This is a genomic window from Streptococcus sp. 959 (assembly GCF_013277075.1).
Lineage (GTDB): Bacteria > Bacillota > Bacilli > Lactobacillales > Streptococcaceae > Streptococcus > Streptococcus pseudopneumoniae_C.
This window is the reverse complement of the sequence record NZ_VMMF01000010.1, coordinates 81,769-106,462: the sequence shown is the minus strand read 5'-3', so window position 1 is coordinate 106,462 and position 24,694 is coordinate 81,769. Positions and strand designations below refer to the sequence as shown.

Here is a 24,694-nt window from a genome sequence, read left to right as displayed (position 1 = left end):
AAAGAATATAAGCAAGCTTGGATCTCAATGCCAGACCAAGTCTCGCTTTTGATACTATGGAATAAAATGGAGTCTGTCTGATTATAATCAGCAGACTTTTTTCTCTTTCCTGAATGTGTTATAATAGTCCATGCTGTGGCTGGAACTGATTCAGCCCATTTATTAAGATAATATGAGGAGAAAGATGAAAGAAAAAGGATTTTGGGAGGGAGCGCAGGCAGCTATGCCAACGGCCCTTGGTTATGTCAGTATCGGGCTGGCCTGTGGAATTATCGGTGCGCCCTATGTGACGCCTGTTGAGATGGGCTTGATGAGCCTCTTTGTTTATGCTGGGAGCGCCCAGTTTGCCATGTTGGCACTGATTGCAGTGCAGGCACCTGTAGCAGCTATTGCTATGACGGTCTTTTTGATTAATTTGCGTCTCTTTTTGTTGAGCTTGCACGCATCGACCTATTTCCGTCATACCAGTCTTTGGCACAATATCGGTATGTCTAGTATCTTGACGGATGAGACTTATGGCGTTTTGATGGGCGAATTGGCCCATGCAGACAAGGTCAATCCTATGTGGATGCACGGAAACAATCTCAACAGCTATGTGGCTTGGTTTGTGGGAACAGTTGTCGGAACGGCTCTGGGTGGCCTGCTGCCAAATCCAGAAATCTTTGGCTTGGATTTTGCCCTGGTTGGGATGTTTATCGGAATTTTTGCTTCGCAATTCCAGATTATGCAAAGACGGATTCCTGTCCGAAATCTGCTCATTATCCTAGCAGTTGTTGCGGTGTCCTTCTTTTTACTCTTGACAGTGGTGTCTCAGTCACTAGCTGTTCTGTTTGCGACGCTACTTGGTTGTACAATGGGGGTGGTTTTAGATGGTCAGTAAGTATCTTTTATTAGCAGTGATTTTCTCTGGCTTGGTGACTTGGATTCCCCGTATGATTCCTTTCATCTTGGTCAAGTATAAGGGTTTGCCTGCGATTATTGAGCGTTTTTTGAAGTTCTTGCCCGTTTCTATTATCTTTGCCTTGATTCTTTCAAGCGTAGTGACAGGTAAGGTTGGTAGCCTGCCTCAAATCAAATGGCTAGACTTCTTAGCAGTCTTTCCAACGGCTTGGGTAGCCTTTCGCTACCGTAATCTAGTCGGAACAGTTCTCTTCGGAGTAGTCTTGATTGCCATCTTGCGTTTGGTCTTTTAAATTAGCCATAAAGAAAACTTATCACAGAGATAGATATCATATAATGGCGTAAATGCTCTTTTTCTGTTAAGATTATAAGGTATTCTATTTTGGAGGAAATGAAATGAAAAAAATCGTTAAATACTCATCTCTTGCTGCCCTAGGGCTTGTTGCTGCAGGTGTTTTAGCAGCTTGCTCAGGTGGTGCTAAGAAAGAAGGAGAAGCAGCTAGCAAGAAAGAAATTATCGTTGCAACTAATGCTACACCAAAACCATTCAACTATGAAGAAAATGGCGAATTGACTGGTTACGAGATTGAAGTGGTTCGCGCTATCTTTAAAGACTCTGACAAATATGATGTCAAGTTTGAGAAGACAGAGTGGTCAGGTGTCTTTGCAGGACTTGATGCTGACCGTTACAATATGGCTGTTAGCAACATCAGCTACACTAAAGAACGTGCTGAAAAATACCTTTATGCAGCTCCAACTGCTAAAAACCCTAACGTTCTTGTAGTGAAAAAAGATGACCCTAGCATCAAATCGCTTGATGATATCGGTGGAAAATCAACAGAAGTTGTTCAAGGGACAACATCTGCTAAACAGCTAGAAGACTACAACAAACAACATTCAGATAATCCAACTGTCCTAAAGTATACTAAAGCGGACTTCCAACAAATCATGGGACGCTTGAGCGATGGCCAGTTTGACTACAAGATTTTTGATAAAATCGGTGTTGAAACAGTCATCAAGGACCAAGGTTTGGACAACTTGAAAGTTATTGAACTTCCAAGTGACCAACAACCTTATGTTTACCCACTTCTTGCTAAAGGTCAAGATGAGTTGAAAACATTTGTAGACAAACGTATCCAAGAACTCTACAAAGACGGAACTCTTGAAAAATTGTCTAAACAATTCTTCGGAGACACTTACCTACCAGCAGAAGCTGATATTAAATAATTTTTTGAAGTCATCCATTCGGAATAAGATGGGTGATTTCTCAGTTTTTAGGGGTATAGTTTTAAACTATATATCTGGCTATCTAATAACAATTTGTGAAATCAAACAAATTGTGAGATACTAGTACGGTATTATTTTTAAGGAGAAAGAATCATGAAAATCAAAAAATGGCTTGGTGTAGCAGCCCTTGCTACAGTCGCAGGTTTGGCTCTTGCAGCTTGCGGAAACTCAGAAAAGAAAGCAGACAATGCAACAACTGTTAAAATCGCAACTGTTAACCGTAGCGGTTCTGAAGAAAAACGTTGGGACAAAATCCAAGAATTGGTTAAAAAAGACGGAATCACTTTGGAATTTACAGAGTTCACAGACTACTCACAACCAAACAAGGCAACTGCTGATGGCGAAGTAGACTTGAACGCTTTCCAACACTACAACTTCTTGAACAACTGGAATAAAGAAAACGGGAAAGACCTTGTAGCGATTGCAGATACTTACATCTCTCCAATCCGTCTTTACTCAGGTTTGAATGGAAGCGACAACAAGTACACTAAAGTAGAAGACATCCCAGCAAACGGAGAAATCGCTGTACCGAACGACGCTACAAACGAAAGCCGTGCGCTTTACTTGCTTCAATCAGCTGGCTTGATTAAGTTGGATGTTTCAGGAACTGCCCTTGCAACAGTTGCTAACATCAAAGAAAATCCAAAGAACTTGAAAATCACTGAATTGGACGCTAGCCAAACAGCTCGTTCATTGTCATCAGTTGACGCTGCCGTTGTAAACAATACCTTCGTTACAGAAGCAAAATTGGACTACAAGAAAGCACTTTTCAAAGAACAAGCTGATGAAAACTCAAAACAATGGTACAACATCATCGTTGCGAAAAAAGATTGGGAAACATCACCTAAGGCTGATGCTATCAAGAAAGTAATCGCAGCTTACCACACAGATGAAGTGAAAAAAGTTATCGAAGAAACATCAGACGGTTTGGATCAACCAGTTTGGTAATAAGAAACAGGGAGGTGGGAGAGAGAATTCCACCTCTTGCTTTTGTATAGAGCATGGATTGTCAGGAAGAGTAGTTCATAGAAAGGTAGAGAGAATATGGTTTTTCCTAGCGAACAAGAACAGATTGAAAAATTTGAAAAGGATCATGTAGCCCAGCATTATTTTGAGGTTTTGCGTACCTTGATTTCTAAGAAATCAGTCTTTGCCCAACAGGTTGGACTTAAGGATGTCGCAAACTATCTGGGCGAGATTTTCAAGCATGTTGGGGCTGAAGTGGAGATTGATGAGACTTATACGGCGCCCTTTGTCATGGCGCATTTCAAGAGTTCGCGTCCAGATGCCAAGACCTTGATTTTCTATAATCACTATGACACTGTGCCAGCGGATGGGGATCAGGTCTGGACAGAGGATCCCTTTACGCTTTCGGTCCGCAATGGCTTTATGTATGGGCGTGGGGTTGATGATGATAAGGGTCATATCACAGCTCGTTTGAGTGCTTTGAGAAAGTATATGCAGCACCATGATGACCTACCTGTCAATATCAGTTTTATCATGGAGGGGGCGGAGGAATCGGCTTCGACAGACCTAGATAAGTATCTGGAAAAACATGCGGACAAACTCCGTGGGGCGGATTTGTTGGTCTGGGAACAAGGGACCAAAAATGCCTTGGAACAGCTGGAAATTTCTGGTGGAAATAAGGGGATTGTGACCTTTGATGCCAAGGTGAAAAGCGCTGATGTCGATATCCATTCGAGTTATGGTGGGGTTGTGGAATCAGCTCCATGGTACCTCCTTCAAGCTCTACAGTCTCTTCGTGCAGCAGATGGCCGTATCTTGGTTGAAGGCTTGTACGAAGAGGTGCAAGAACCAAACGAACGGGAGTTGGCCTTGGTGGATACCTACGCTCAACGAAATCCAGGGGAAATCAGCCAGATTTATGGTTTGGAATTGCCTCTTTTACAAGAGGAGCGTGCAGCCTTTCTAAAACGTTTCTTTTTCGAGCCAGCCCTTAATATCGAAGGGATTCAGTCAGGATACCAAGGACAAGGGGTTAAAACGATTTTGCCAGCAGAAGCTAGTGCCAAGTTAGAAGTTCGTTTGGTTCCTGGCCTAGAACCGCATGATGTTCTGGAAAAAATTCGGAAACAGCTAGACAAAAATGGCTTTGATAAGGTAGAATTATACTATACCTTGGGAGAGATGAGCTATCGAAGCGATATGAGCGCGCCAGCCATTCTCAATGTAATCGAGTTGGCCAAGAAATTCTATCCACAGGGCGTTTCAGTCTTGCCGACCACAGCGGGGACAGGCCCTATGCATACGGTCTTTGATGCCCTAGAGGTGCCTATGGTAGCCTTCGGTCTAGGAAATGCCAATAGTCGAGATCACGGTGGAGATGAAAATGTGCGAATCGCCGATTACTACACCCATATTGAATTAGTAGAGGAGCTGATTAGAAGCTATGAGTAGAGATATTATCAAGTTAGATCAGATCGATGTGACTTTTCACCAAAAGAAGAGAACCATCACAGCGGTCAAAGATGTGACTATTCACATCCAAGAAGGGGATATCTACGGAATCGTTGGATATTCTGGAGCAGGGAAATCAACCCTTGTACGGGTGATTAACCTCTTGCAAAAGCCATCTGCAGGGAAAATTACCATTGACGATGATGTGATTTTTGATGGTAAGGTGACCTTGACGGCAGAACAGTTGCGTCGTAAACGTCAGGATATCGGGATGATTTTCCAGCATTTTAACCTCATGAGTCAAAAGACAGCAGAGGAGAATGTGGCCTTTGCCCTTAAACACTCTGGACTCAGCAAGGAAGAAAAGAAGGCTAAAGTAGCTAAATTGTTGGAATTGGTTGGTTTGGCGGATCGTGCTGAAAACTACCCTTCACAACTATCTGGAGGGCAAAAACAGCGTGTGGCTATTGCGCGTGCCTTGGCAAATGATCCAAAAATCTTGATTTCAGATGAGTCAACTTCTGCCCTTGACCCGAAGACAACCAAGCAGATTTTGGCCTTGTTGCAAGATTTGAACCAAAAATTAGGCTTGACAGTTGTCTTGATTACGCATGAAATGCAGATTGTCAAAGATATTGCCAACCGTGTGGCAGTGATGCAGGATGGGCATTTAATTGAAGAGGGAAGTGTCCTTGAAATCTTCTCAGACCCTAAACAACCTTTGACCCAGGACTTTATCTCAACAGCCACAGGTATTGATGAAGCCATGGTTAAGATTGAGAAGCAAGAAATCGTGGAACACTTGTCTGAAAACAGTCTCTTGGTGCAACTCAAGTATGCAGGGGCTTCAACAGATGAGCCACTTTTGAATGAATTGTACAAGCGTTACCAAGTAACGGCTAATATTCTTTATGGGAATATCGAAATCCTCGATGGCACTCCTGTTGGAGAATTGGTTGTGGTCTTGTCAGGTGAAAAAGCAGCGCTAGCAGGTGCTCAAGAAGCCATTCGTCAGGCAGGCGTACAGCTAAAAGTATTGAAGGGAGGACAGTAAGATGGAATCATTGATTCAAACCTATTTACCAAATGTCTATAAAATGGGCTGGGCTGGTCAAGCAGGCTGGGGAACAGCCATCTATCTAACTCTTTATATGACAGTTCTTTCCTTCATCATCGGAGGGTTCTTGGGGCTAGTGGCAGGTCTTTTCCTTGTCTTGACAGCGCCAGGTGGTGTCTTGGAGAACAAAGTCGTTTTCTGGATTTTGGATAAGATCACCTCTATTTTCCGTGCGGTTCCTTTTATCATCCTCTTGGCAGTCTTGTCACCCTTCTCTCATCTAATCGTAGGAACAAGCATTGGTCCAAATGCGGCTATCGTACCCCTATCTTTTGCAGTCTTTGCCTTCTTTGCCCGTCAGGTGCAGGTTGTCTTGGCTGAGCTAGATGGTGGTGTTATTGAGGCGGCTCAAGCGAGCGGAGCGACATTCTGGGATATCGTGGGTGTTTACCTATCCGAAGGCCTTCCAGACTTGATCCGCGTGACAACTGTGACCTTGATTTCACTTGTTGGAGAAACAGCTATGGCCGGTGCGGTTGGAGCTGGTGGTATCGGTAACGTGGCCATTGCTTATGGATTTAACCGCTACAATCACGATGTGACCATCTTGGCGACTATCATTATCATTTTGATTATCTTTGCAATCCAATTCTTGGGAGATTTCTTGACCAAGAAATTGAGCCATAAATAAAAAGTACAATGCAATCTGTACATCATTCACAGGATTTGTCGTACAGTCAAGACTTAAAATTCTCTGTACTAGCTGCTATCAACCGTTACTTTCATGAGTAAGAGAGTTAAGAATTGTGGGGAGTCAATATGCAAAATCTGGGAGAAGTTTTTAAAGAATTGAGAAAGAGTCGGAATGTATCTCTACAGGAGGCGAGGGGAGGAGAGTTTACTTATTCCATGCTGAGCAAATTTGAGCGCGGAGAAGCAGACTTATCATCTATGAAATTGATTACTGCCTTAGATAACATCCACTCTGATTTGAATGAATTTATGTACTTGGTACGTGGTTTTTCTCAGAAAAAGGTTTTGGCTTTTCAGGAAAATCTCTGGGAACTATATGACAGAGAAGGGATTGATTCTCTCCACTCCTTGTATGAAGAGACGACTCAAAAGTACAGATCAAGTGCTAAAAAAAGCTATCTTTTACAAATGATTCGTATCAAAAGTCTTCTCGTGTTTTTTGATTCAGAAATCAGGGCAACGGATGAAGAACTGACTTTTCTCTATGACTATTTTTTTACTATTGATATCTGGGGGAATTATGAATTGGAATTATTTTCAACGATTTCTACTTTGTTCCCTCTGCCCCTTTATTTTAAATATTCTAGGGAGATGTTACAAAAGACAGATTTATTAGGCTCTTTACCTAGTAACAAAGTCGGTATTGATACCATTTTGATTAATGGACTCTTTAAAGCGATAGAGGGAAAGGATAAATTAAAAGCAGACTATTTTATCTTTCAGATTGACAAACGAGAATTGCCAGAGTCTGAAGCCTATCTTAAAATCATTTATATGATTGCTAAAGGGTATTATGATACTATTTTTAAAGTAGAAAATAAGGGTCTTGAAAGAATCCAGAGGGGCATTACAATCTTACAAGATTTAGAATATGTAGATGGTGCAAGATATTATGAAAACTATTTTGCAAATCAGCTTTCAAATGAAGATTTGTAATATATTCTCATTACATCGACCGACGAAAAATAAATTGCCTTGTAGATGGATTGATAATTAGCAGTTTCTAGGCGCTAGAGTTTCTATTTGCAGACAAAAATATATTACAAAAAAGTGGGGAGTCCCGCTTTTTTTGTTAGACTGGATTCAATAAAATACTCTTTGAAATGTGAGAAAGGCCTGTTATGAAACTATTCTTAAGACATCATTTATTTAGAATACTTACCTTATCAAGGTTTTTGAGCTCAAGTGGAGCTTATATTTATAATCTGGTATTTATCGTTTATGCTGCGAGTCTACCCTTTAAAAATATAGCTGTATTTATGGCGAATATGATTACGATTTTACCTTTCCTATTTACTTTTTATGTTGGGATGAAGGCTGATCATACTCGGAATAAAGCAAGGACAATTATCTGGGTTGGTTGTGTGCAAAGTCTGCTATTTCTTTTGATTGCTAGTGTGATTCATGACCGGAACTTCGTAACGTTTGCTTTTATCTGTATGGTTAATATCTGTTCGGATATTTTATCAGATTACACAGCAGGCCTTCGTATGCCGATTATCCAGCATAATATTTTGGAAGATAGGCTCTATGAAGCTTATTCCTTTACTCAGTTTGTTTCCTATTTATCAAATCTAGGAGGTCAAGCCTTAGGAGTGTGGTTACTCACAACCAGTCATCAAAATTTTTCTTTTGTTGCAATTGTGAATGCTGGTTTCTTTTTACTATCTTCTCTCATTTTGTTCAAAAATAGAAGAGAATTGACTCATTTGTCTGTAAGTGTAGAGGATAAGTCGATTAGTTTACTTCAACAAGTTAAGGCAATCTATACGGACATGGATGACATATTTAGACAGAGAGAAAGTAAATCATTGCTTAAAATGATCCTTGTCATTTTGGTAATTAATACTTTGGGAGGAGCTGTTGGAGGTATTTATCACTTTTACTTATTAGACCATACTATCTATTATCTCAGCTATGCTCAAGCCCTATTTTTAATTGAATGTGTTAGCTTGGGAGGAGCTATTCTTGGTAGCTTAACTCCCCATGATTATTTTGGGAAATGGTCTTTTTCAAGCTTGTTATCGCTCAATGCAATTCTGTTTGTCTTGCTTGCTACTGCTAATATTTTAGATTTTTCTCCTCTAGTAGGTGTTGCCTGCTTAGCCTTTGTCATGTATTTGATGTCGAAATCAATGCCTAAATTAGATACTCTGTTACTGTCTAATTTGAGTGCGGATGTGTTAGCTAGAAGTAATAATCTCTTGAGTATGATTTTTTCCCTAACATTACCCTTGGGGATGTCCCTATTTTCTTTCTTAGCTTTACAAGATATCAGGCTTTGTTGGTGGGTGTTTTTGGTAGTGAGTGTGATAGGGTTGATTTTATCACTAGAAAAAGGAAGTTTTTCAGGTAAAAAATTTTAGCCTAGGGAAACAGCTATGGCGGGGGCAGTTGGAGCTGGTGGTATCGGTAACGTAGCCATAGCTTATGGATTTAATCGCTACAATCACGATGTGACCATTTTGGCAACCATCATTATCATCTTGATTATCTTTGCAATCCAATTCTTGGGAGACTTCTTGACTAAGTCTTGAGTCATAAATAAAAAAGAGCCGCCTGGCTCTTTTTTATTGACTAGATTTTTTGTGCAAACTTTTTACTCAAGGCTTGTCCAATCAAGGCACCAACTAGGGCTCCGATGACAACACTTGCGATAAATAAAAGGATGGTTCCAGGATTTGGCGCAACCATGATACGGTCGATATATTCTTGGGATTTTCCTCTTGCTAGAAGAGTAGCCATATAGGTTTGGGGCGCAATCCACATGAGTAAGATTGGACCAGTTGAACTAAAGGCGAAAATAATGAAAGAAAGGAAGTTTTTTGTTTGGTCCTTGTATTTTCCTAAATGAGCTACTCCATCTGCTAGGAGGCCACAGATAATTCCAGGAAGGAAGGCACCGGCACCGTGTTTGCTCCCCAAGAAAAAGAGGGCAATGACAAGGCCGATAGTGGTAATGGCTCCAAAGCGCGGAACTTTTGCGACCAGAATCATATAGACGCTACCGCCGACAAGGGCAGTAAAGGCAGGCGCATAAAACATGTTTCCAGTTTGGTCAAAGAGATTGCCCAAAAGGACACCAATCCCCATGCAGAGGAAGTAAAGAACTGCAAAAAGCAGTGTGGTTAAGATCGATTTTTTCATGAATTGTCTCCTGATAATTTTCTCACAATTCTCATTGTACCACGGTTTGGTGGGATTGTAAATGGATAGTCTATGTGTTTGAAAACGCTTGAAATATGCTATAATAGTTTCATAGTTATTTTTAGGAGGATATCATGGGGAGATTTTTAGATTTTGTCTTTAATCGTTTCTTTTTAGGGATGATTGCGACAGCCTTCTTTTGGCTATTAGCTTTAGCAGGAGGGGTTATACTTGGTCTAGCGCCAGCTAGTGCCACCTTGATGAGTTTATATGCAGAACATGGTTATAGCTTTCGGGAATACAGTTTGAAGGAGGCTTGGTCTCTTTATAAGCAAAATTTTGTCTCCAGCAACCTGATTTTCTATAGCTTTTTAGGAGTGGATTTAGTTTTGGTCTATGGTTTGTATCTTTTGGTACAATTGCCTCATCAGACTATTGTTCATTTGATTGCGACCTTTTTGAATGCCCTAGTAGTTGCCCTGATCTTTTTGGCCTATACAGTGTCTTTGAAATTACAAGTTTATTTTGACTTGTCTTATCGAAACAGTCTCAAACTATCCTTGATTGGTATCTTTATGAGCTTAGTGGCTGTGGCTAAGGTTCTCCTTGGGACAGTGCTACTTGTGGTAATTGGTTACTATATGCCTGCCCTACTTTTCTTTGTAGGAATTGGGATGTGGCATTTCTTTATCAGTGATATGTTGGAACCGATCTATGAAAGTATCCATGAAAAATTGGCGACAAAATAGAATGAAGCAGTTTTGGCTACATACGCTTCTGAGAACCTACAGTTCAGTTATGATGATTATTATTGCGAGTTTTGCAATCTTACTCTCTTATGCTGACTGGGATTCACGGGAAAAGGAAGCTCAGAGAGTAGCCCAGCGTGTAACCACTCGAACAGTCGAAGAGGTAGAATATTATTATCGCGAGTCAGCCCAGCTAGCGCAAGATTTAGTAGCCAATCAAGACCGGATACAAGGGGTTTATAAGTACTTTAGCCTGTCAACTTCTGAGTATTTTTATTGGCTGTTGGAGCATCAAGCAGCTTCGTCAACTTCTATTTCTCTGTATGAAAATATTGATGATCTTTATGTTCAAAATGACTATATAACGGGTGTTGCAATCGTCTTGCAGGACTTTAAAGAAGTTTATGTTTCGAGCAGAAATGAGAGAGGTGGTCATTCGGTACTTGCGGAAGGCTTTAAACCAGAGGCCAATAGTTTTGGAGTTCCGATTATAGATCCAGCGACGGATCAATCTATAGGGGTTGTTTATATTTCCTTGGATCCAGAAATCTTATACCATGCTGTGGACAATACCCGAGGTCATATCCCGATGGCTGTGACTGTGACATCGCCTTTTGATACGGAGATTTTTCATATTGGTGAGAGGGTCAATAGGGAGCATGAAAACTGGTTTGTCGGTGTGACCTCTCATGGCTATCAGGTTCAGGTGGCAGTTCCCAAAAACTTTGTTTTACAAGGAACAGTGACTAGCTCTGCTTTGATTGTGGGCTTGAGCCTTATATTTATTGTCATTCTCTATCTGACTTTGAGGCAGACCTTTGCCAACTATCAAAAGCAGGTAGTGGATTTGGTGGATTCCATTCAAGCTATTGCCCAAGGAGAAGAAGGTCTTCGCATCGATACGCTTGAAAAGGATCAGGAATTGCTCTTAATAGCGGAGACGACCAATGATATGTTGGATCGATTGGAAAAGAATATCCATGATATTTATCAGTTGGAGCTTAGTCAAAAAGATGCCAATATGCGAGCCCTGCAGGCGCAAATCAATCCTCATTTTATGTACAATACGCTGGAGTTCTTGCGTATGTACGCAGTCATGCAGAGTCAAGATGAGTTAGCAGATATTATTTATGAGTTCAGTAGTCTCTTGCGTAACAATATTTCTGACGAAAGAGAAACTCTTCTCAAACAGGAATTAGAATTTTGCCGTAAATATAGCTATCTCTGCATGGTTCGCTATCCCAAGTCCATTGCCTATGGTTTCAAGATAGATCCAGAGTTAGAGAATATGAAAATTCCTAAGTTTACCTTGCAACCGCTGGTAGAAAATTATTTCGCGCATGGTGTTGACCACAGACGGACAGATAATGTGATTAGCATCAAAGCGCTTAAACAGGATGGTTTTGTAGAAATTTTGGTGGTCGATAATGGCCGTGGAATGTCGGTTGAAAAACTGACAAGTATTCGAGAAAAATTAAGTCAGAGACATTTTGAACACCAAGCCAGTTACAGTTCAAAAAGGCAGTCTATAGGGATTGTCAATGTCCATGAGCGTTTTGTGCTCTATTTTGGGGATCGCTATGCCATTAGTGTAGAGTCTGCAGAGCAAGCAGGTGTTCAGTATCGTATTACAATTCAAGATGAGTAGAAAGGGAGAAAATGTATAAAGTATTATTAGTAGATGATGAGTACATGGTGACAGAAGGTCTGAAACGTTTGATTCCCTTTGATAAGTGGGATATGGAGGTCGTCTCAACAGCCAGTCATGCTGATGAAGCCCTCGAATATGTGCAGGAAAATCCTGTTGATGTGGTCATTTCCGATGTCAATATGCCCGACAAAACAGGGCTTGATATGATTCGGGAGATGAAAGAAATCTTACCAGATGCTGCCTATATCCTGCTTTCAGGTTATCAGGAGTTTGATTATGTCAAAAGAGCAATGAACCTTAGTGTGGTGGACTATTTGGTTAAGCCTGTTGATAAGGTAGAGTTGGGAAATCTGCTGGAGAAGATTGCAGGTCAGCTCGGCGAGAGAGGAAAGAAAAGTCAGACCCTTAGTCAAGATTTAGATGAGGCTGGATTTGTTAGTTATCTAGGAGGTAAGGAGAATTGGTGGATAGGTCTATCCAAGGAAAAGCAAGGTTCCTTCACCATTCCCTACTATGTCTTGGGTCAAGACTGGCAGATTTTCATTTCTGAACAACCCCTAGATGGTTTAGTCGTTACTCCCTTTGAAGCTCCTTATCAAGAACACTTTGAACGCTGGAAGTTGAATGCTGAGAAAGCCCTCTTTTACGGCTCTGTAAATCTACAACAGTCTCAGAGTCTCTTTGCCTATTACGAACCGATTTATAGGGTTATCATTCAGGGGAATCTCAATCAAATCGTGGAAGAGTTAAACCTCTTGGAGAAGGTGGTTCTTGAAAATACGCCGCGTGTTCCGATTACCAAACAGCTTTTTATCCAGTTTGTCATGGATGTTTTCCACTTATTTGAACATCTCAAAGCTGATGATATGACGAATATCGTCAAAACCATTCATGCTATTCAATCCTTCGATGAATTGGTTCCTTATATCAAGGAAACTCTGACTCGATTCTTTGGGCAATATCGTATGAATGAAAATGTGGTCAGTGTGCTGGAAGTCATTGGGCGTGATTATCAGAAAGAACTTTCCCTCAAGGATATCAGTAAAGATCTCTTTATCAATCCTGTCTATCTAGGTCAGTTGATTAAGCGAGAAACCAATTCGACCTTCGCAGAATTACTAAACAAACAACGCATTAAGGCTGCCCAGCAGCTCTTGCTTTCAACTAGTGACAGTATCGAAGATATTTGTTATGCTGTTGGTTACAGTAATGTTGGATATTTCTATAAAGTGTTCCGAAAATTGTGCGGAAAATCACCAAAAGCCTACCGAAAACAGGTAGAAACGATACTATAAGACTTGTATTCCCTTACAAAAGGTGCTATAATATAAATAATAATATCAGGAGGTTCTATCATGAAAAAGAAACCGATTTATCTATGGGTCTTGCTAATCTTGTCTGCTCTTATTTCAGCTATGTCTCTGTTTGGAATGTTGAGTCCCTTGCCTAGCAAAGAAGCTCTTCGTGCCGCTCAGAAACAAGTTGCAGGGGTCAGTGCTCAGCAATTAGAAGACCAGCTTAATTACAACTATGGAGTAGCAGAAGCGTATCATTCTATTTTTAATATGGCCTTGATTGTGCTATCTGCTATTTTAGTGGTCGTAGCGATTGTCTTCCTTATTCGTAAGAATTTGCAATATGCAAACTATACTTACGTTGGCTATGTTTTGTTAGCTATTATCGGTTCGATTTATGGCTATGTTGGTTTACAGGACGCTGTGCAGTTGGTTCAAGATGAGACCATGCGTTTGACAATGAGTATTGGTTCAAAAGCTGTCAGCATTTTCTATATCGTCATTAATATTCTCTTCCTAGCTCTTGTCTTCTATAAGATGTGGCGACAACAGAAAGCCTTGGCTGAAGAAGAGGAAACAGAAGAAGTTGCTTAAGTATTGACAAAAAAGAGCTATCAAGTTACAATCTTGGTAGTTATTTTTCGATTATAGATAAAATCATGGAGGTACATATGAAGATAATTTCTTTAGTTTATATCAGTTTGAGCGGCAACACTGAGAGTTTTGTGACACGCTTGAAAGACTATCTCTTGTCCCAGTACGAGGGAATTGAGGTTCAAAAGATTCATATCAAGGATTTGGTCAAAGAAGGCCAAGATTTCTATGAAATGGACCATCCCTATGTCGCTTTTTTGCCGACCTACCTCGAAGGTGGGAATGGCGTGGATAATGGAGATGTCGAGATTTTGACGACACCAGTGGGGGATTTTATCGCCTATGGTGACAATGCTAGTAAGTGTTTTGGTGTGGTTGGTTCAGGAAATCGTAACTTTAATAACCAATACTGCCTGACAGCCAAGCAATACAGTCAACGCTTTGGTTTCCCTGTCTTGGCTGACTTTGAAATGCGAGGCATGCTGGGAGATATCAAACGTGTCGCAGCAATTATTGCAGATTTGTATGAGTTGGAAAGTTGAGCTTCGGCTTGGCTTTTTATTTATCCTAGGTAGTTCCTATTTTCTATGCTCCAAGAGTTGATTGATATGGTCTACTTTTTTTGATGCTCTTTTATAGGAAATAGTCCAAATGATGAGGTAGACAATCGCAAACTCGATAATGAGCTGGAGGTAGAAATTCCAGTGGAAGGGGAACCAACCTGCCAGAGTTGCTAGTGGGACAAAGCCTACTAGCATGAGGAAAAAATGAGTCAGAGTCGCACGAAGCATGCTCCAGTCACGGCTGAATAATCGTTTACCAAAGTTGAAGAGAATACCGATGGCTGCCCAGATAAGTGTGCAGTAGAGCAAGACCAAGGCACCGTGAACTTGATGTTGAGTCATCATTTGTCCGATGAGAGAGTCGGGACTTAACGGGGCGTAGGTACTTGGTGCATAAATGAGTGAAAAGATGATAGAGAGGATGAGACCGATGAGGACACCAGTAGCTGCGTCGTGGAAGATTTGTTTTTTCATAGTTCTAATTTCTCCTTGATGGTTTTTAGGTAACGGCGTGAAGAGTAGGTGAAGCTTTGGTTTTTGAGAAAGATTTCTACCAGACCGTTGGGGGTCAGCTTGAGGTGAGAGATGGAATCGATATTGATGATTTCTGATTGGGAAATTTGGATAAAATTGGTTGGCAGAATTTCAAGGACCTGATAGAGTCGCAAATCAATGTTGTAGGTCTGACTCGCGGTTTCTGCTAGAACCTTCCGATTTTCGATATAGAAGCGTTGAATCTTGCCAATCTTAACGAGATAGACCTGATTATCGATTTTACCTTTGATTTTTTCTGTTAGATCCAGATTTTCTGCGAACTCGATGACTTTCTGGACTTTATCTGTCGGCTGAGGTGCTTGAACAATCAGCTTTTCCTCTTCGTAAGTTTCACTAATCTGTAGTTCTACTTTCATAAATTTCTCTCCTTGTTTTTCATACAAAATTGTGATCACTTCTTGTACACCTTTATTAAACACTATTTTACGACACCTGGCAAGGGACTTTGTCGATGTGGAGGGATTTGTATCCTATGTGGTGGAGCTTTTCTGTCCTATCTGAAATATGGTATAATAGCACTAATCAATTTCTAGGAAAATAGATACAGAAAGGGGCTGAAAAATGTCTCATATTATTGAATTACCAGAGGTGCTGGCAAACCAGATCGCGGCAGGAGAGGTTATCGAACGTCCTGCCAGCGTGGTTAAAGAGTTGGTAGAAAATGCCATTGATGCTGGTTCTAGCCAGATTATCATTGAGATTGAGGAAGCTGGTCTCAAGAAAATTCAGATCACAGATAATGGTCATGGAATTGCCCATGATGAGGTAGAGCTGGCTCTGCGTCGTCATGCGACCAGTAAGATAAAAAATCAGTCAGATCTCTTTCGAATTCGGACACTTGGTTTTCGTGGTGAAGCTCTGCCTTCTATCGCTTCTGTTAGTGTACTGACTCTGTTGACGGCGGTGGATGGTGCAAGTCATGGGACTAAGCTAGTAGCGCGTGGAGGAGAAGTTGAGGAAGTCATCCCAGCGACTAGTCCTGTGGGGACCAAGGTTTGTGTGGAGGACCTCTTTTTCAACACGCCTGCCCGCCTCAAGTATATGAAGAGCCAGCAAGCAGAGTTGTCTCATATCATTGATATCGTCAACCGTCTGGGCTTGGCCCATCCTGAGATTTCTTTTAGTTTGATTAGTGATGGCAAGGAAATGACGCGGACAGCAGGGACTGGTCAACTGCGCCAAGCTATCGCAGGAATTTATGGTTTGGCGAGTGCCAAGAAGATGATTGAAATTGAGAACTCTGACCTAGATTTCGAAATTTCAGGTTTTGTGTCTCTGCCTGAGTTAACTCGGGCTAATCGCAACTATATCAGCCTCTTCATCAATGGCCGTTATATCAAGAACTTCCTGCTTAATCGTGCTATTTTAGATGGTTACGGCAGCAAGCTCATGGTGGGTCGCTTTCCACTGGCTGTCATTCACATCCATATCGACCCTTATCTAGCGGATGTCAATGTGCATCCGACCAAGCAAGAGGTGCGGATTTCTAAGGAAAAAGAACTGATGACGCTGGTTTCAGAAGCTATTGCAAACAGTCTCAAGGAACAAACCTTGATACCAGATGCCTTGGAAAATCTTGCCAAATCGACCGTGCGCAATCGTGAGAAGGTGGAGCAAACTATTCTCCCACTCAAAGAAAATACGCTCTACTATGAGAAAAGTGAGCTGTCAAGACCTAGTCAAGCCGAGGTGGCTGATTATCAGGTAGAATTAACTGAGGAAGTTCAAGACTTGACTTTGTTTGCCAAGGAAACCTTGAACCAATTGACCAAGCCAGCAAAACTGCATTTTGCAGAGAGAAAGCCTACTAATTATGACCAATTAGACCATCCTGAGTTAGATTTAGCTAGTCTGGATAAGGTCTATGACAAGCTAGAACGAGAAGAATCATCAAGCTTCCCAGAGTTGGAATTTTTTGGGCAAATGCATGGAACCTATCTCTTTGCCCAAGGTAGAGATGGACTTTACATCATAGACCAGCACGCGGCGCAGGAACGGGTTAAGTACGAGGAGTACCGTGAAAGCATTGGCAATGTTGACCAGAGCCAGCAGCAATTGCTAGTGCCCTACATCTTTGAATTTCCTGCGGATGATGCTCTTCGTCTCAAGGAAAGAATGCCTCTTTTGGAGGAAGTGGGTGTCTTTCTAGCAGAGTACGGAGAAAATCAATTTATTCTGCGTGAACATCCTATTTGGATGGCAGAGGAGGAGATTGAGTCAGGTATCTATGAAATGTGCGACATGCTCCTTTTGACCAAGGAAGTTTCTATCAAGAAATACCGAGCAGAGCTGGCTATCATGATGTCCTGCAAACGGTCTATCAAGGCCAACCATCGTATCGATGACCATTCAGCCAGACAGCTCCTCTATCAGCTTTCTCAATGTGACAATCCCTACAACTGTCCCCACGGACGTCCTGTTTTGGTGCATTTCACCAAGTCGGATATGGAAAAAATGTTCCGACGCATTCAGGAAAATCATACTAGCCTCCGTGAGTTGGGGAAATATTAAACGAATACTCTTTGAAAATCTCTTCAAACCAGATCAGCTCTATCTGCAATATCAAAGCTGTGCTTTGAGAAATCTGTGGCTAGCTTTCTAGTTTGCTTTTGATTTTCATTGAGCATAAAAGGAAAACTATGTACGAATATCTAAAAGGAATCATTACCAAAATCACTGCTAAATACATTGTTCTTGAAGTCAACGGTATCGGTTATATCCTGCATGTGGCCAATCCCTATGCTTACTCAGGGCAAGTTAACCAAGAAGCTCAAATTTATGTGCATCAGGTGGTGCGTGAGGACGCCCATCTGCTTTATGGATTTCGATCAGAGGACGAGAAGAAACTCTTTCTCAGTCTGATTTCGGTTTCTGGGATTGGTCCTGTATCAGCTCTTGCTATTATTGCTGCCGATGACAATGCTGGCCTGGTTCAAGCCATCGAAACCAAGAATATTACCTACTTGACCAAGTTTCCTAAAATTGGCAAGAAAACAGCCCAGCAGATGGTGCTGGACTTGGAAGGCAAGGTAGTAGTTGCAGGAGATAACCTTCCTGCCAAGGTGGCAGTGCAAACCAGCGCTGAAAACCAAGAACTGGAAGAAGCTATGGAGGCGATGTTGGCACTGGGCTACAAAGCAACCGAGCTTAAGAAAATCAAGAAATTCTTTGAAGGAACAACAGATACAGCTGAGAACTATATCAAGTCAGCCCTTAAAATGTTGGTCAAATAGGAGCAGAGCATGACAAAACGTTGTTCGTGGGTCAAGATGACCAATCCTGTCTATATCGGCTATCATGATGAGGAGTGGGGCCAACCCCTCCATGATGACCAATCATTGTTTGAGTTATTGTGTATGGAAACCTATCAGGCAGGCCTGTCTTGGGAAACGGTGCTCAACAAACGTCAAGCTTTCCGAGAAGCCTTTCATGGCTATCAAATTCACGCAGTCGCAGAGATGACCGATACTGAATTGGAAGACTTGCTGGAGAATCCAGCCATCATTCGAAATAGAGCGAAAATTTTTGCTACACGCGCTAACGCCCAAGCCTTTCTACGACTACAGGAAGACTATGGCTCTTTTGATGTCTATCTTTGGTCTTTTGTTGAGGGGAAAACGATCGTTAATGATGTTCCCGATTACCGCCAAGCCCCAGCTAAAACACCTCTGTCTGAGGAGTTAGCCAAAGATCTCAAAAAACGAGGCTTCAAGTTCACAGGCCCAGTCGCCGTCTTGTCTTTTCTACAGGCTGCAGGGCTAGTTGATGACCATGAGAATGATTGTGAGTGGAAAAGCAGCAATTAGTGAGTATAGGTAACTAGAATATCTGAGAATATAGAAAAAAGCTGAGAAATTTTTCCCAGCTTTTTATATATACTATTAGATTTGTTAGAGTGAAGTCAAAAAAGTGATTCCACCTAAAATAACACCAGCTGAATTTGGAATGATTAGTATCCAATCCTTCTTAGGTTCCTTTGTCCATCCATAAATAACCCAGATTAAGCAAGATATAGCAGCTGATAAAGGTTGAAATGGTTGAGCTTTATTTCCCTGTAAATTAGCGATAATTTGAGGTATGTAGGCAATAAATACTATAATTCCAATAAAGGCACCAATAGAACCTACGATTCGATTAATTTTTTGTTTTGTCATATACACCTCCTTCAAAAGGATATCATAGAAATTAGCGAAATGCAATAAATTCAGATACAAATTGTAACGAAAACGAATACAAAAGCACAAAAATAGAGAAACTATTTATTTTTTGTTATAGTCAAAGCGAATGACTTGCTCCTGTGCATCTACATGAGCATGGACCCCAAAAGGTACAATTGCTCTTGGAGTTGCGTGGCCAACATTCAGATTATAGACAATAGGGATATTGCTGTCAATGATATCCAATAGCGCCTCTTTATAGTCGTCATAGAAAGTTTCATCTATAGGTTTTCCGACCAGGAGTCCACTGATGACCTCGAATATCCCAGTGTTTTTTAAAGTCCGCAACATCTTTTTGAAGTCTTCTGGTTCAGGCTTTTCTTCGCTTGTCTCTAGCAAGAGGATCTTTCCTTCCCAGTCTGACAAGTCAGGGAAAAGTTTGTATTTTTGGCAGAACTCTGTGCTATCTGTATATCGAGAGTTGTCAAAGATATCGTAGAGGGATTCGAGGCAACCACCGAGGATTTTTCCCTCGAACCGGGTATTTCCTTGTAACAAGTCAAAACCAGTATTTGCATGACTGACACGAGGTGCCCCCAGAGCTTTGGAGCTAAAATCAGTTCGTTCCTCATACCAAACATTGCTAGGGCGGATTTCTGAGATTTTTCCTGTCTCAATCAATTCTTTAAAGTAGTGAAGGCTATAGGCTAGCATTTCTTTGTCTAGTTCACAAATGTCTGCTAAAAAGGATTGACCATAAAAAGTTTTGATTCCTAGTTTATGCAACATGAGATGGTTCATGGTTGTATCCGAGAAACCAAGAAATATTTTTTGTTTGATAACGTTTTGGAGTTGGTCATTTTCAAAAAGATAAGGTAGTAAGCGATAGGTATCGTCTCCACCGATGGCACATAGAATCATATCGATGCTATCATCAGAAAAGGCATGAATCAAATCCTCTGCACGCGCTTCAGGATGGTCCTTGATAAAGTCTAATCCATTTAGCGAATGGGGCAAAAAGATAGGATTGAGTCCCAGGTCCTTGAGACGTTGGACACCCAAGTCCACTTCGTGTTTGACAAAGTCCTCTCCGATAATGCCACTAGATAAACTAACAATACCAATAGTAGAAATTATATCTCATCCTCCTAGAAATAGATTGATACTCTTCGAAAATCAAATTCAAACCACGTTAGCTTTGCCTTGCCGTACTCAAGTACAGCCTGCGGCTAGCTTCCTAGTTTGCTCTTTGATTTTCATTGAGTATGAGCCTATTTTATCACAAAGGATAAGAGAAAGCTATGTGGGATGTCAGAAGAATGCTTTTAAATCAAGAAAGTAGTAAAAAAGCAACCGCGCCTGCAGTTGCTTTTATCGTTTTCTTATTCTTAATAACGTGTTGGTCCTGCACTTGCGCTGCGGATGTTCAAGCGTTTCTTGAGATAGAAGCGAAGGGCTAGGAGGACTGCTCCGATAATAGCCAGTGGCACTGGAGCAAGTACTGGGTTAAGGCTAGCTGGTAGGAAGCTTGTTGCAAAGAAGACAAGCAACCAAAGGAACATAGATGCTAGGATAACTAGTACAGATTTCCAGAAAGGTGGACGTTGACTGCGGTCCATATCTGGTCCATAGTATTGGTAAACAAAGTAGTACATCAAGTAGAAGGCAAATCCACCAACCAGTCCAACTAAGAGGAGGGTAATCAATCCATAGCCGAAAGCTTGATCTGCCGCAAAGAAGGTTGTGAGTGCACTGACGAGGGCAAAGAGGCTAGTGATGAAAAGGGCTGAGTCCATAATCATGAGTTTTGGATCATCATTTTCTTTTGGATGCTCTTTTTCATATTGCTCCTTGACAGTGAAGCTATGAGCCCAGTGGGTCGGTGCGCCGTAGAGGGAACGAGCAGTCGTACCCTTGGCTTGCTCTTCAAGGATTTGGGGAATAACTTCCTCAAAAATAGCCTTGATTTCAGCGTCTGTTTTTCCATCTTTGATGAATTGTTGGGTAGCGATGTGGACAAACTCTTGGTTTTTCTTGGTTAATTTTTGTAGATCAATCTGAGACATAGGAACTCCTCTTAGAACCATTTTTTATGGATGAGATAGAGAGTGAGCGAGACACTCATAGCAAAGGCGATAAAGACGATTAACCAGAAGGCATTTGGCTCGCCGTTTAGGGGGATTTCATTATCCTTAAAGTTCATCCCGTAGGCAGAGAAGACCATGGTTGGGATGGACATGACGATGGTCACAAGGGCCAAGGTTTTCATGATGTTGTTCTGGTTGTTGGAAATGATAGAGGCAAAGGTCTCTGTCATAGAATGCAAGACGTTTCCATAAATGTCTGCCATCTCGATGGCCTGTTGGGTTTCAATCAGGGTATCTTCAAGCAGGTCTTCGTCCTCAAGGTATTTCTTGATATTGCTAGTTGAGCTGGTCAATTTCTTAATCACGCGCTCATTTGTTTTGAGTGAGGCCTTGAAATAGACGATGGTTTTTTCCAATTCCATGAGTTCGATCAATTCTTCATTACGAGTTGATTGATGCAGTTGACTTTCAATTTGTTCACTCTTACGGTCAATTGAACGAAGGGCTGTTAGGTAGAGCTCTGCATTGCGATAAAGAATCTGGAAGATAAAACGTGAACGCATGAAGGTGTAGAAATTACGCAAGCGACGGTTGATAAAGACATCAAGGACTGGTAATGGTTCCAAACACGTAGTGATAATGGTTTCCTCGGTGATGATAATACCAAGCGGAATAGTTACGTAGTAGGTGCGGTTATTTCTTTCCTCTGTGACCGGCACGTCTACGATAATCAGGGTATACTCGTCTTCAATGGTAATACGAGACATTTCTTCCGCATCGAGCGGTGCTCGAAGGTCAGCAATATCAATGTCGAAGGCGTTAGCGATTTCGAGTGATTCATTTTGAGTCGGATTGACGAGATTGATCCAAGTACCCGGTTCAAGCGTATCGATCTCTTTAAATTCAGTTGTTGTAGAGAGAAAAACTTGTTTCATATCCCTTATCCTTTCTCATTTTTCAGATTTTTTCACACCGTACTATTATACTACAAAATCGGCCTTTTTCAAAATAAATCTAACAAAAATCCTGTTGCTATTGGATTTTTACTTTGTCTTGAAATGTTGATTTTTAAATTTGCTCCCCTTTTTGCTCCCCCTATAGTGCTTTTAGTGCAGTTTCGTAGAATGATACTGCTTTTTTTGCGTTCTCTTTTGAGAGGTGGCTATATATATCCATGGTCATTGATAAAGTGGAATGACCTAGGCGGTACTGGAGTTCCTTGTATGGTATTCCAGAGTTAAGCAAGAGACTAGCGTGAGTGTGACGGAATCCATGAAAGCCAATGTTAGGAACATCAGCACGCTTAAAATGTGTTTGCAATCTTCTTTTAAGTCTTGAACTGCTAGGATACTCATGAATGAAATCAGAAAATACTACACTTTCACGTTGTCCTATCTTCCAAGCCTCTTTAGTTTGGCGTAGTTTGTACTGCTTCAGCATGCTAACAGTCGCTTGATCTATATCTATATCCCGATAACTAGACTTTGACTTTGGGCTATTGATTTCTAAATCCCGATTTAGTGTTTTGGTAATATGCACAACGGCATTATCTAAGTCAATATCAGACCAGGAAAGGGCTAAAGCTTCATTGATACGGCAACCAGTAGCCAATAGGAACTTATAGAGCATCGTCTCATAGTAATAACGGTATCTATGAGTATCTAAATTATCGAGATAACCAAGAAATTTTTTTAGTTCTTGATTTTCAAAGTGCTTTACTTTTTTCCGCTTTGCTTTCTGAGTGTTACGAGGTAAAACAACATCACGCGCAGGATTGGACGGTATAGCCTGCATGGTTACGCCATACTGTAAGATACGTTTGTTTAAAGCGTGTATCTTGTCATAATGTAGAAAAGCCCCTTTTTCCCCTCTATTAGTCTTGTCAGCAAGTTCGTTGATAATTGACTGGATAAGTGGAGTAGTGAGCTTATCGAGCTTGTAAGCCCCGAAAATAGGCAGTATATGATTATCAATTAACTTTCTAACATTGCCTTGAGTGTTTGGCTTAACCGTATTCTTATAACTTTCTAACCAGAGATTGGCTAATTCTTGATAGTTTTTTATGGTGCTAGCCTTTTGTCTAGTAGACCCTGCTTTCTGAAAAGCAATTTTTTCTTGAGTAGCTTTCTGCTTAACTTCCTTTTGTGTCCGCCCTGTTACCTTAGTTTTAACTTTCTTTCCTGTTACCTGGTCAACTCCTAGATATACATTAGCACGATAGACTTTACTACCGTCTTTTTTTATAACTTCAGTTATTTTCATGATGATAAACCTTTCTAAAATACATCAGCAGGCAAGCCATTATCAAAAAGGTTTTATATCATGCTAGGGCTTCATAGTTTGCCCTGTATTCGATTTTAAATAGTCAGACGGTAAATAATACCAGAGTTGGAAACAAGGCGGATATGGGGCTAATATGGGCTTGTTTATAGTAAACAGGCCTATGTTTAAAGTTTTTAATCGTCAGTTAGCTGTTTTAAAGTTTTTTCAAAGTCCGAGTTTATCTTTTGAGTTTTGTTGAATAGTTGGTATTCTGCTTTTGCTTTATCTTTCGCAACCTTGGAAGTGATTTTTCCATGACCTTCTAAAATATCGTATTCTTGGAAAGTCAAAAAGCGGTCAATGCTTTGGGCTAGTTGTTGCATTGTCTGAGCTTTTCGCTGTTCTATCTGTCTTTCCAGGTAATCAAAATAGCTAGATATTCCTCTTTCAAGGGAACGGATTTCTGTTTCTGAAAGGTAATTCTTTGCTATTTGGGTATCTGCTTGCAGTATGCGACCGTTAGGGGAGTTTTTCCATGTTGTAAGTCCCATGTTGTCTTTTGTGTGGTCTGCTTTCGTGTAGATAATTTCCGCAGCAGTTTGGCCAGTGATTGCATAATGAAACTTATTCTGTACATCAGCATAGAATTGCTTAGTCAACGTACTTTGTGGGTCATAGTCGATAGAGATTTCAGCAAAGATATCTGTAATCTGTAACCATATACGGCGTTCACTAGCCCGGATAGAGCGCACGCGCTCCAACAGCTCACGGAAATAGTCTTTTTCCAGCAAGTTTTCGCCTTGTTTCAGACGGTTGTCATCCATGGCGAACCCTTTTATCATGTACTCACGAAGTACCGAAGTAGCCCACTGTCTAAATCTCGTAGCTTTTTGGGAATTGACACGGTAACCAACGGAAATGATGGCATCAAGGTTGTAGTAGCTGACATTCTTAGTTTGGGTTTTATCAGCAATTGCACCGTGTTTTGTGGTTATTTCCATTTTGGAAACAACCACCCTTTCTTCTAATTCTCCCTCTTCAAAGATATTTTTTAAGTGCTTACTAATTGCAGGAACACCGACATCGAAAAGTCTAGCCATTTCTTTCTGACTAGCCCAGATAGTTTCGCCTTTGATGATGACACTAGCTGTCTCGCTATCGTTGTCAGCGGTATAGATTAAAAATTGTAATTCGTTCATGAGATCCTTTCTAAAACATT

General features: G+C 41.0%; 26 protein-coding genes and 1 pseudogene. 18 read left to right on the top strand and 9 right to left on the bottom strand.

What is annotated here, in order from left to right; genetic code table 11:
- Positions 1 to 184: 184 nt before the first annotated feature.
- The 10 genes and pseudogenes from HT717_RS03725 to HT717_RS03680 all read left to right on the top strand — a co-directional run.
- Complete coding sequence (locus tag HT717_RS03725) at positions 185 to 880, top strand: AzlC family ABC transporter permease (protein ID WP_078135725.1); 696 nt, start codon at positions 185 to 187, stop codon at positions 878 to 880.
- Entirely contained in the window at positions 870 to 1,193 is a 324-nt protein-coding gene (locus HT717_RS03720) for an AzlD domain-containing protein (RefSeq protein ID WP_173304424.1), read from the top strand. Before HT717_RS03725 ends, HT717_RS03720 begins: the two co-directional genes overlap by 11 nt.
- A gap of 103 nt (positions 1,194 to 1,296) precedes the next feature.
- Positions 1,297 to 2,127 carry an amino acid ABC transporter substrate-binding protein gene (locus HT717_RS03715; RefSeq protein ID WP_004254995.1) on the top strand — a complete coding sequence of 277 codons (831 nt, stop codon included), beginning with the start codon at positions 1,297 to 1,299 and terminating at the stop codon, positions 2,125 to 2,127.
- Positions 2,128 to 2,280: 153 nt separating this feature from the next.
- A complete protein-coding gene (locus HT717_RS03710; protein WP_061088507.1) occupies positions 2,281 to 3,135 on the top strand; it encodes a MetQ/NlpA family ABC transporter substrate-binding protein in 855 nt (284 codons plus the stop codon).
- Positions 3,136 to 3,231: 96 nt separating this feature from the next.
- Positions 3,232 to 4,605: a M20/M25/M40 family metallo-hydrolase gene (locus HT717_RS03705; RefSeq protein WP_173303327.1), complete on the top strand. Its 1,374-nt coding sequence runs from the start codon at positions 3,232 to 3,234 to the stop codon at positions 4,603 to 4,605.
- Positions 4,598 to 5,659, top strand: coding sequence for a methionine ABC transporter ATP-binding protein (locus HT717_RS03700; RefSeq protein WP_173303326.1), 1,062 nt, complete (start codon positions 4,598 to 4,600; stop codon positions 5,657 to 5,659). The genes HT717_RS03705 and HT717_RS03700 overlap by 8 nt, the downstream gene beginning before the upstream one ends.
- A 1-nt stretch (position 5,660) precedes the next feature.
- Positions 5,661 to 6,353, top strand: coding sequence for a methionine ABC transporter permease (locus HT717_RS03695; protein ID WP_000444647.1), 693 nt, complete (start codon positions 5,661 to 5,663; stop codon positions 6,351 to 6,353).
- 128 nt (positions 6,354 to 6,481) lie between these two features.
- Positions 6,482 to 7,351 carry an Rgg/GadR/MutR family transcriptional regulator gene (locus HT717_RS03690; protein WP_049539627.1) on the top strand — a complete coding sequence of 290 codons (870 nt, stop codon included), beginning with the start codon at positions 6,482 to 6,484 and terminating at the stop codon, positions 7,349 to 7,351.
- A gap of 185 nt (positions 7,352 to 7,536) precedes the next feature.
- A complete protein-coding gene (locus tag HT717_RS03685) occupies positions 7,537 to 8,781 on the top strand; it encodes a hypothetical protein (protein ID WP_049539625.1) in 1,245 nt (414 codons plus the stop codon).
- Between the two features lie 6 nt (positions 8,782 to 8,787).
- A pseudogene (locus HT717_RS03680) lies at positions 8,788 to 8,952 on the top strand (ABC transporter permease); the annotation flags it as partial.
- A gap of 40 nt (positions 8,953 to 8,992) precedes the next feature.
- Here HT717_RS03680 and HT717_RS03675 read toward each other — a convergent pair.
- Positions 8,993 to 9,562 carry an MptD family putative ECF transporter S component gene (locus tag HT717_RS03675; RefSeq protein ID WP_173304421.1) on the bottom strand — a complete coding sequence of 190 codons (570 nt, stop codon included), beginning with the start codon at positions 9,560 to 9,562 and terminating at the stop codon, positions 8,993 to 8,995.
- A gap of 134 nt (positions 9,563 to 9,696) precedes the next feature.
- Here HT717_RS03675 and HT717_RS03670 point away from each other — a divergent pair, with 134 nt between their 5' ends.
- The 5 genes from HT717_RS03670 (at position 9,697) to nrdI (ending at position 14,393) form a co-directional block, all read left to right on the top strand.
- Positions 9,697 to 10,311 (top strand): DUF624 domain-containing protein, encoded by a 615-nt coding sequence (locus tag HT717_RS03670; RefSeq protein ID WP_153196071.1) that lies wholly within the window; start codon positions 9,697 to 9,699, stop codon positions 10,309 to 10,311.
- Positions 10,289 to 11,959 (top strand): sensor histidine kinase, encoded by a 1,671-nt coding sequence (locus HT717_RS03665; protein ID WP_000800607.1) that lies wholly within the window; start codon positions 10,289 to 10,291, stop codon positions 11,957 to 11,959. Before HT717_RS03670 ends, HT717_RS03665 begins: the two co-directional genes overlap by 23 nt.
- An 11-nt stretch (positions 11,960 to 11,970) precedes the next feature.
- Positions 11,971 to 13,257: a response regulator transcription factor gene (locus HT717_RS03660; protein WP_173304419.1), complete on the top strand. Its 1,287-nt coding sequence runs from the start codon at positions 11,971 to 11,973 to the stop codon at positions 13,255 to 13,257.
- 60 nt (positions 13,258 to 13,317) lie between these two features.
- On the top strand, positions 13,318 to 13,851 hold the full coding sequence (locus HT717_RS03655) for a hypothetical protein (RefSeq protein WP_060805931.1): 534 nt from the start codon (positions 13,318 to 13,320) through the stop codon (positions 13,849 to 13,851).
- Positions 13,852 to 13,928: 77 nt separating this feature from the next.
- On the top strand, positions 13,929 to 14,393 hold the full coding sequence (gene nrdI / locus HT717_RS03650; RefSeq protein ID WP_033685594.1) for a class Ib ribonucleoside-diphosphate reductase assembly flavoprotein NrdI: 465 nt from the start codon (positions 13,929 to 13,931) through the stop codon (positions 14,391 to 14,393).
- 36 nt (positions 14,394 to 14,429) lie between these two features.
- Here the strand turns inward: nrdI and HT717_RS03645 are convergent, their stop codons facing one another.
- Both HT717_RS03645 and HT717_RS03640 read right to left on the bottom strand, forming a co-directional pair.
- The gene (locus HT717_RS03645) at positions 14,430 to 14,888 is read right to left on the bottom strand and encodes a DUF3021 domain-containing protein (protein WP_061088499.1); all 459 of its coding nucleotides are present in this window, start codon (positions 14,886 to 14,888) and stop codon (positions 14,430 to 14,432) included.
- A complete protein-coding gene (locus tag HT717_RS03640; protein WP_061088498.1) occupies positions 14,885 to 15,325 on the bottom strand; it encodes a LytTR family DNA-binding domain-containing protein in 441 nt (146 codons plus the stop codon). The genes HT717_RS03645 and HT717_RS03640 overlap by 4 nt, the downstream gene beginning before the upstream one ends.
- A 205-nt stretch (positions 15,326 to 15,530) precedes the next feature.
- Here HT717_RS03640 and mutL point away from each other — a divergent pair, with 205 nt between their 5' ends.
- From mutL to HT717_RS03625, 3 genes are all read left to right on the top strand, one after another.
- Entirely contained in the window at positions 15,531 to 17,480 is a 1,950-nt protein-coding gene (gene mutL / locus HT717_RS03635; RefSeq protein WP_173304417.1) for a DNA mismatch repair endonuclease MutL, read from the top strand.
- Positions 17,481 to 17,608: 128 nt separating this feature from the next.
- Positions 17,609 to 18,202, top strand: a complete 594-nt coding sequence (gene ruvA, locus HT717_RS03630) for a Holliday junction branch migration protein RuvA (RefSeq protein ID WP_173304415.1) — start codon at positions 17,609 to 17,611, stop codon at positions 18,200 to 18,202.
- Positions 18,203 to 18,211: 9 nt separating this feature from the next.
- Entirely contained in the window at positions 18,212 to 18,775 is a 564-nt protein-coding gene (locus tag HT717_RS03625; RefSeq protein ID WP_173304413.1) for a DNA-3-methyladenine glycosylase I, read from the top strand.
- Positions 18,776 to 18,859: 84 nt separating this feature from the next.
- Here HT717_RS03625 and HT717_RS03620 read toward each other — a convergent pair whose 3' ends face one another.
- From HT717_RS03620 to HT717_RS03595, 6 genes are all read right to left on the bottom strand, one after another.
- Positions 18,860 to 19,123, bottom strand: a complete 264-nt coding sequence (locus HT717_RS03620) for a SemiSWEET family transporter (protein WP_000166114.1) — start codon at positions 19,121 to 19,123, stop codon at positions 18,860 to 18,862.
- 105 nt (positions 19,124 to 19,228) lie between these two features.
- Positions 19,229 to 20,263 (bottom strand): LD-carboxypeptidase, encoded by a 1,035-nt coding sequence (locus tag HT717_RS03615; RefSeq protein WP_173304426.1) that lies wholly within the window; start codon positions 20,261 to 20,263, stop codon positions 19,229 to 19,231.
- 251 nt (positions 20,264 to 20,514) lie between these two features.
- Entirely contained in the window at positions 20,515 to 21,192 is a 678-nt protein-coding gene (locus tag HT717_RS03610) for a DUF1129 domain-containing protein (protein WP_049539615.1), read from the bottom strand.
- 11 nt (positions 21,193 to 21,203) lie between these two features.
- On the bottom strand, positions 21,204 to 22,148 hold the full coding sequence (locus HT717_RS03605; RefSeq protein ID WP_000815623.1) for a magnesium transporter CorA family protein: 945 nt from the start codon (positions 22,146 to 22,148) through the stop codon (positions 21,204 to 21,206).
- A 160-nt stretch (positions 22,149 to 22,308) separates the two neighbouring features.
- Positions 22,309 to 23,475, bottom strand: a complete 1,167-nt coding sequence (locus HT717_RS03600) for a site-specific integrase (RefSeq protein ID WP_000704666.1) — start codon at positions 23,473 to 23,475, stop codon at positions 22,309 to 22,311.
- 194 nt (positions 23,476 to 23,669) lie between these two features.
- The gene (locus tag HT717_RS03595) at positions 23,670 to 24,674 is read right to left on the bottom strand and encodes a virulence RhuM family protein (protein WP_001004340.1); all 1,005 of its coding nucleotides are present in this window, start codon (positions 24,672 to 24,674) and stop codon (positions 23,670 to 23,672) included.
- Positions 24,675 to 24,694 lie beyond the last annotated feature (20 nt).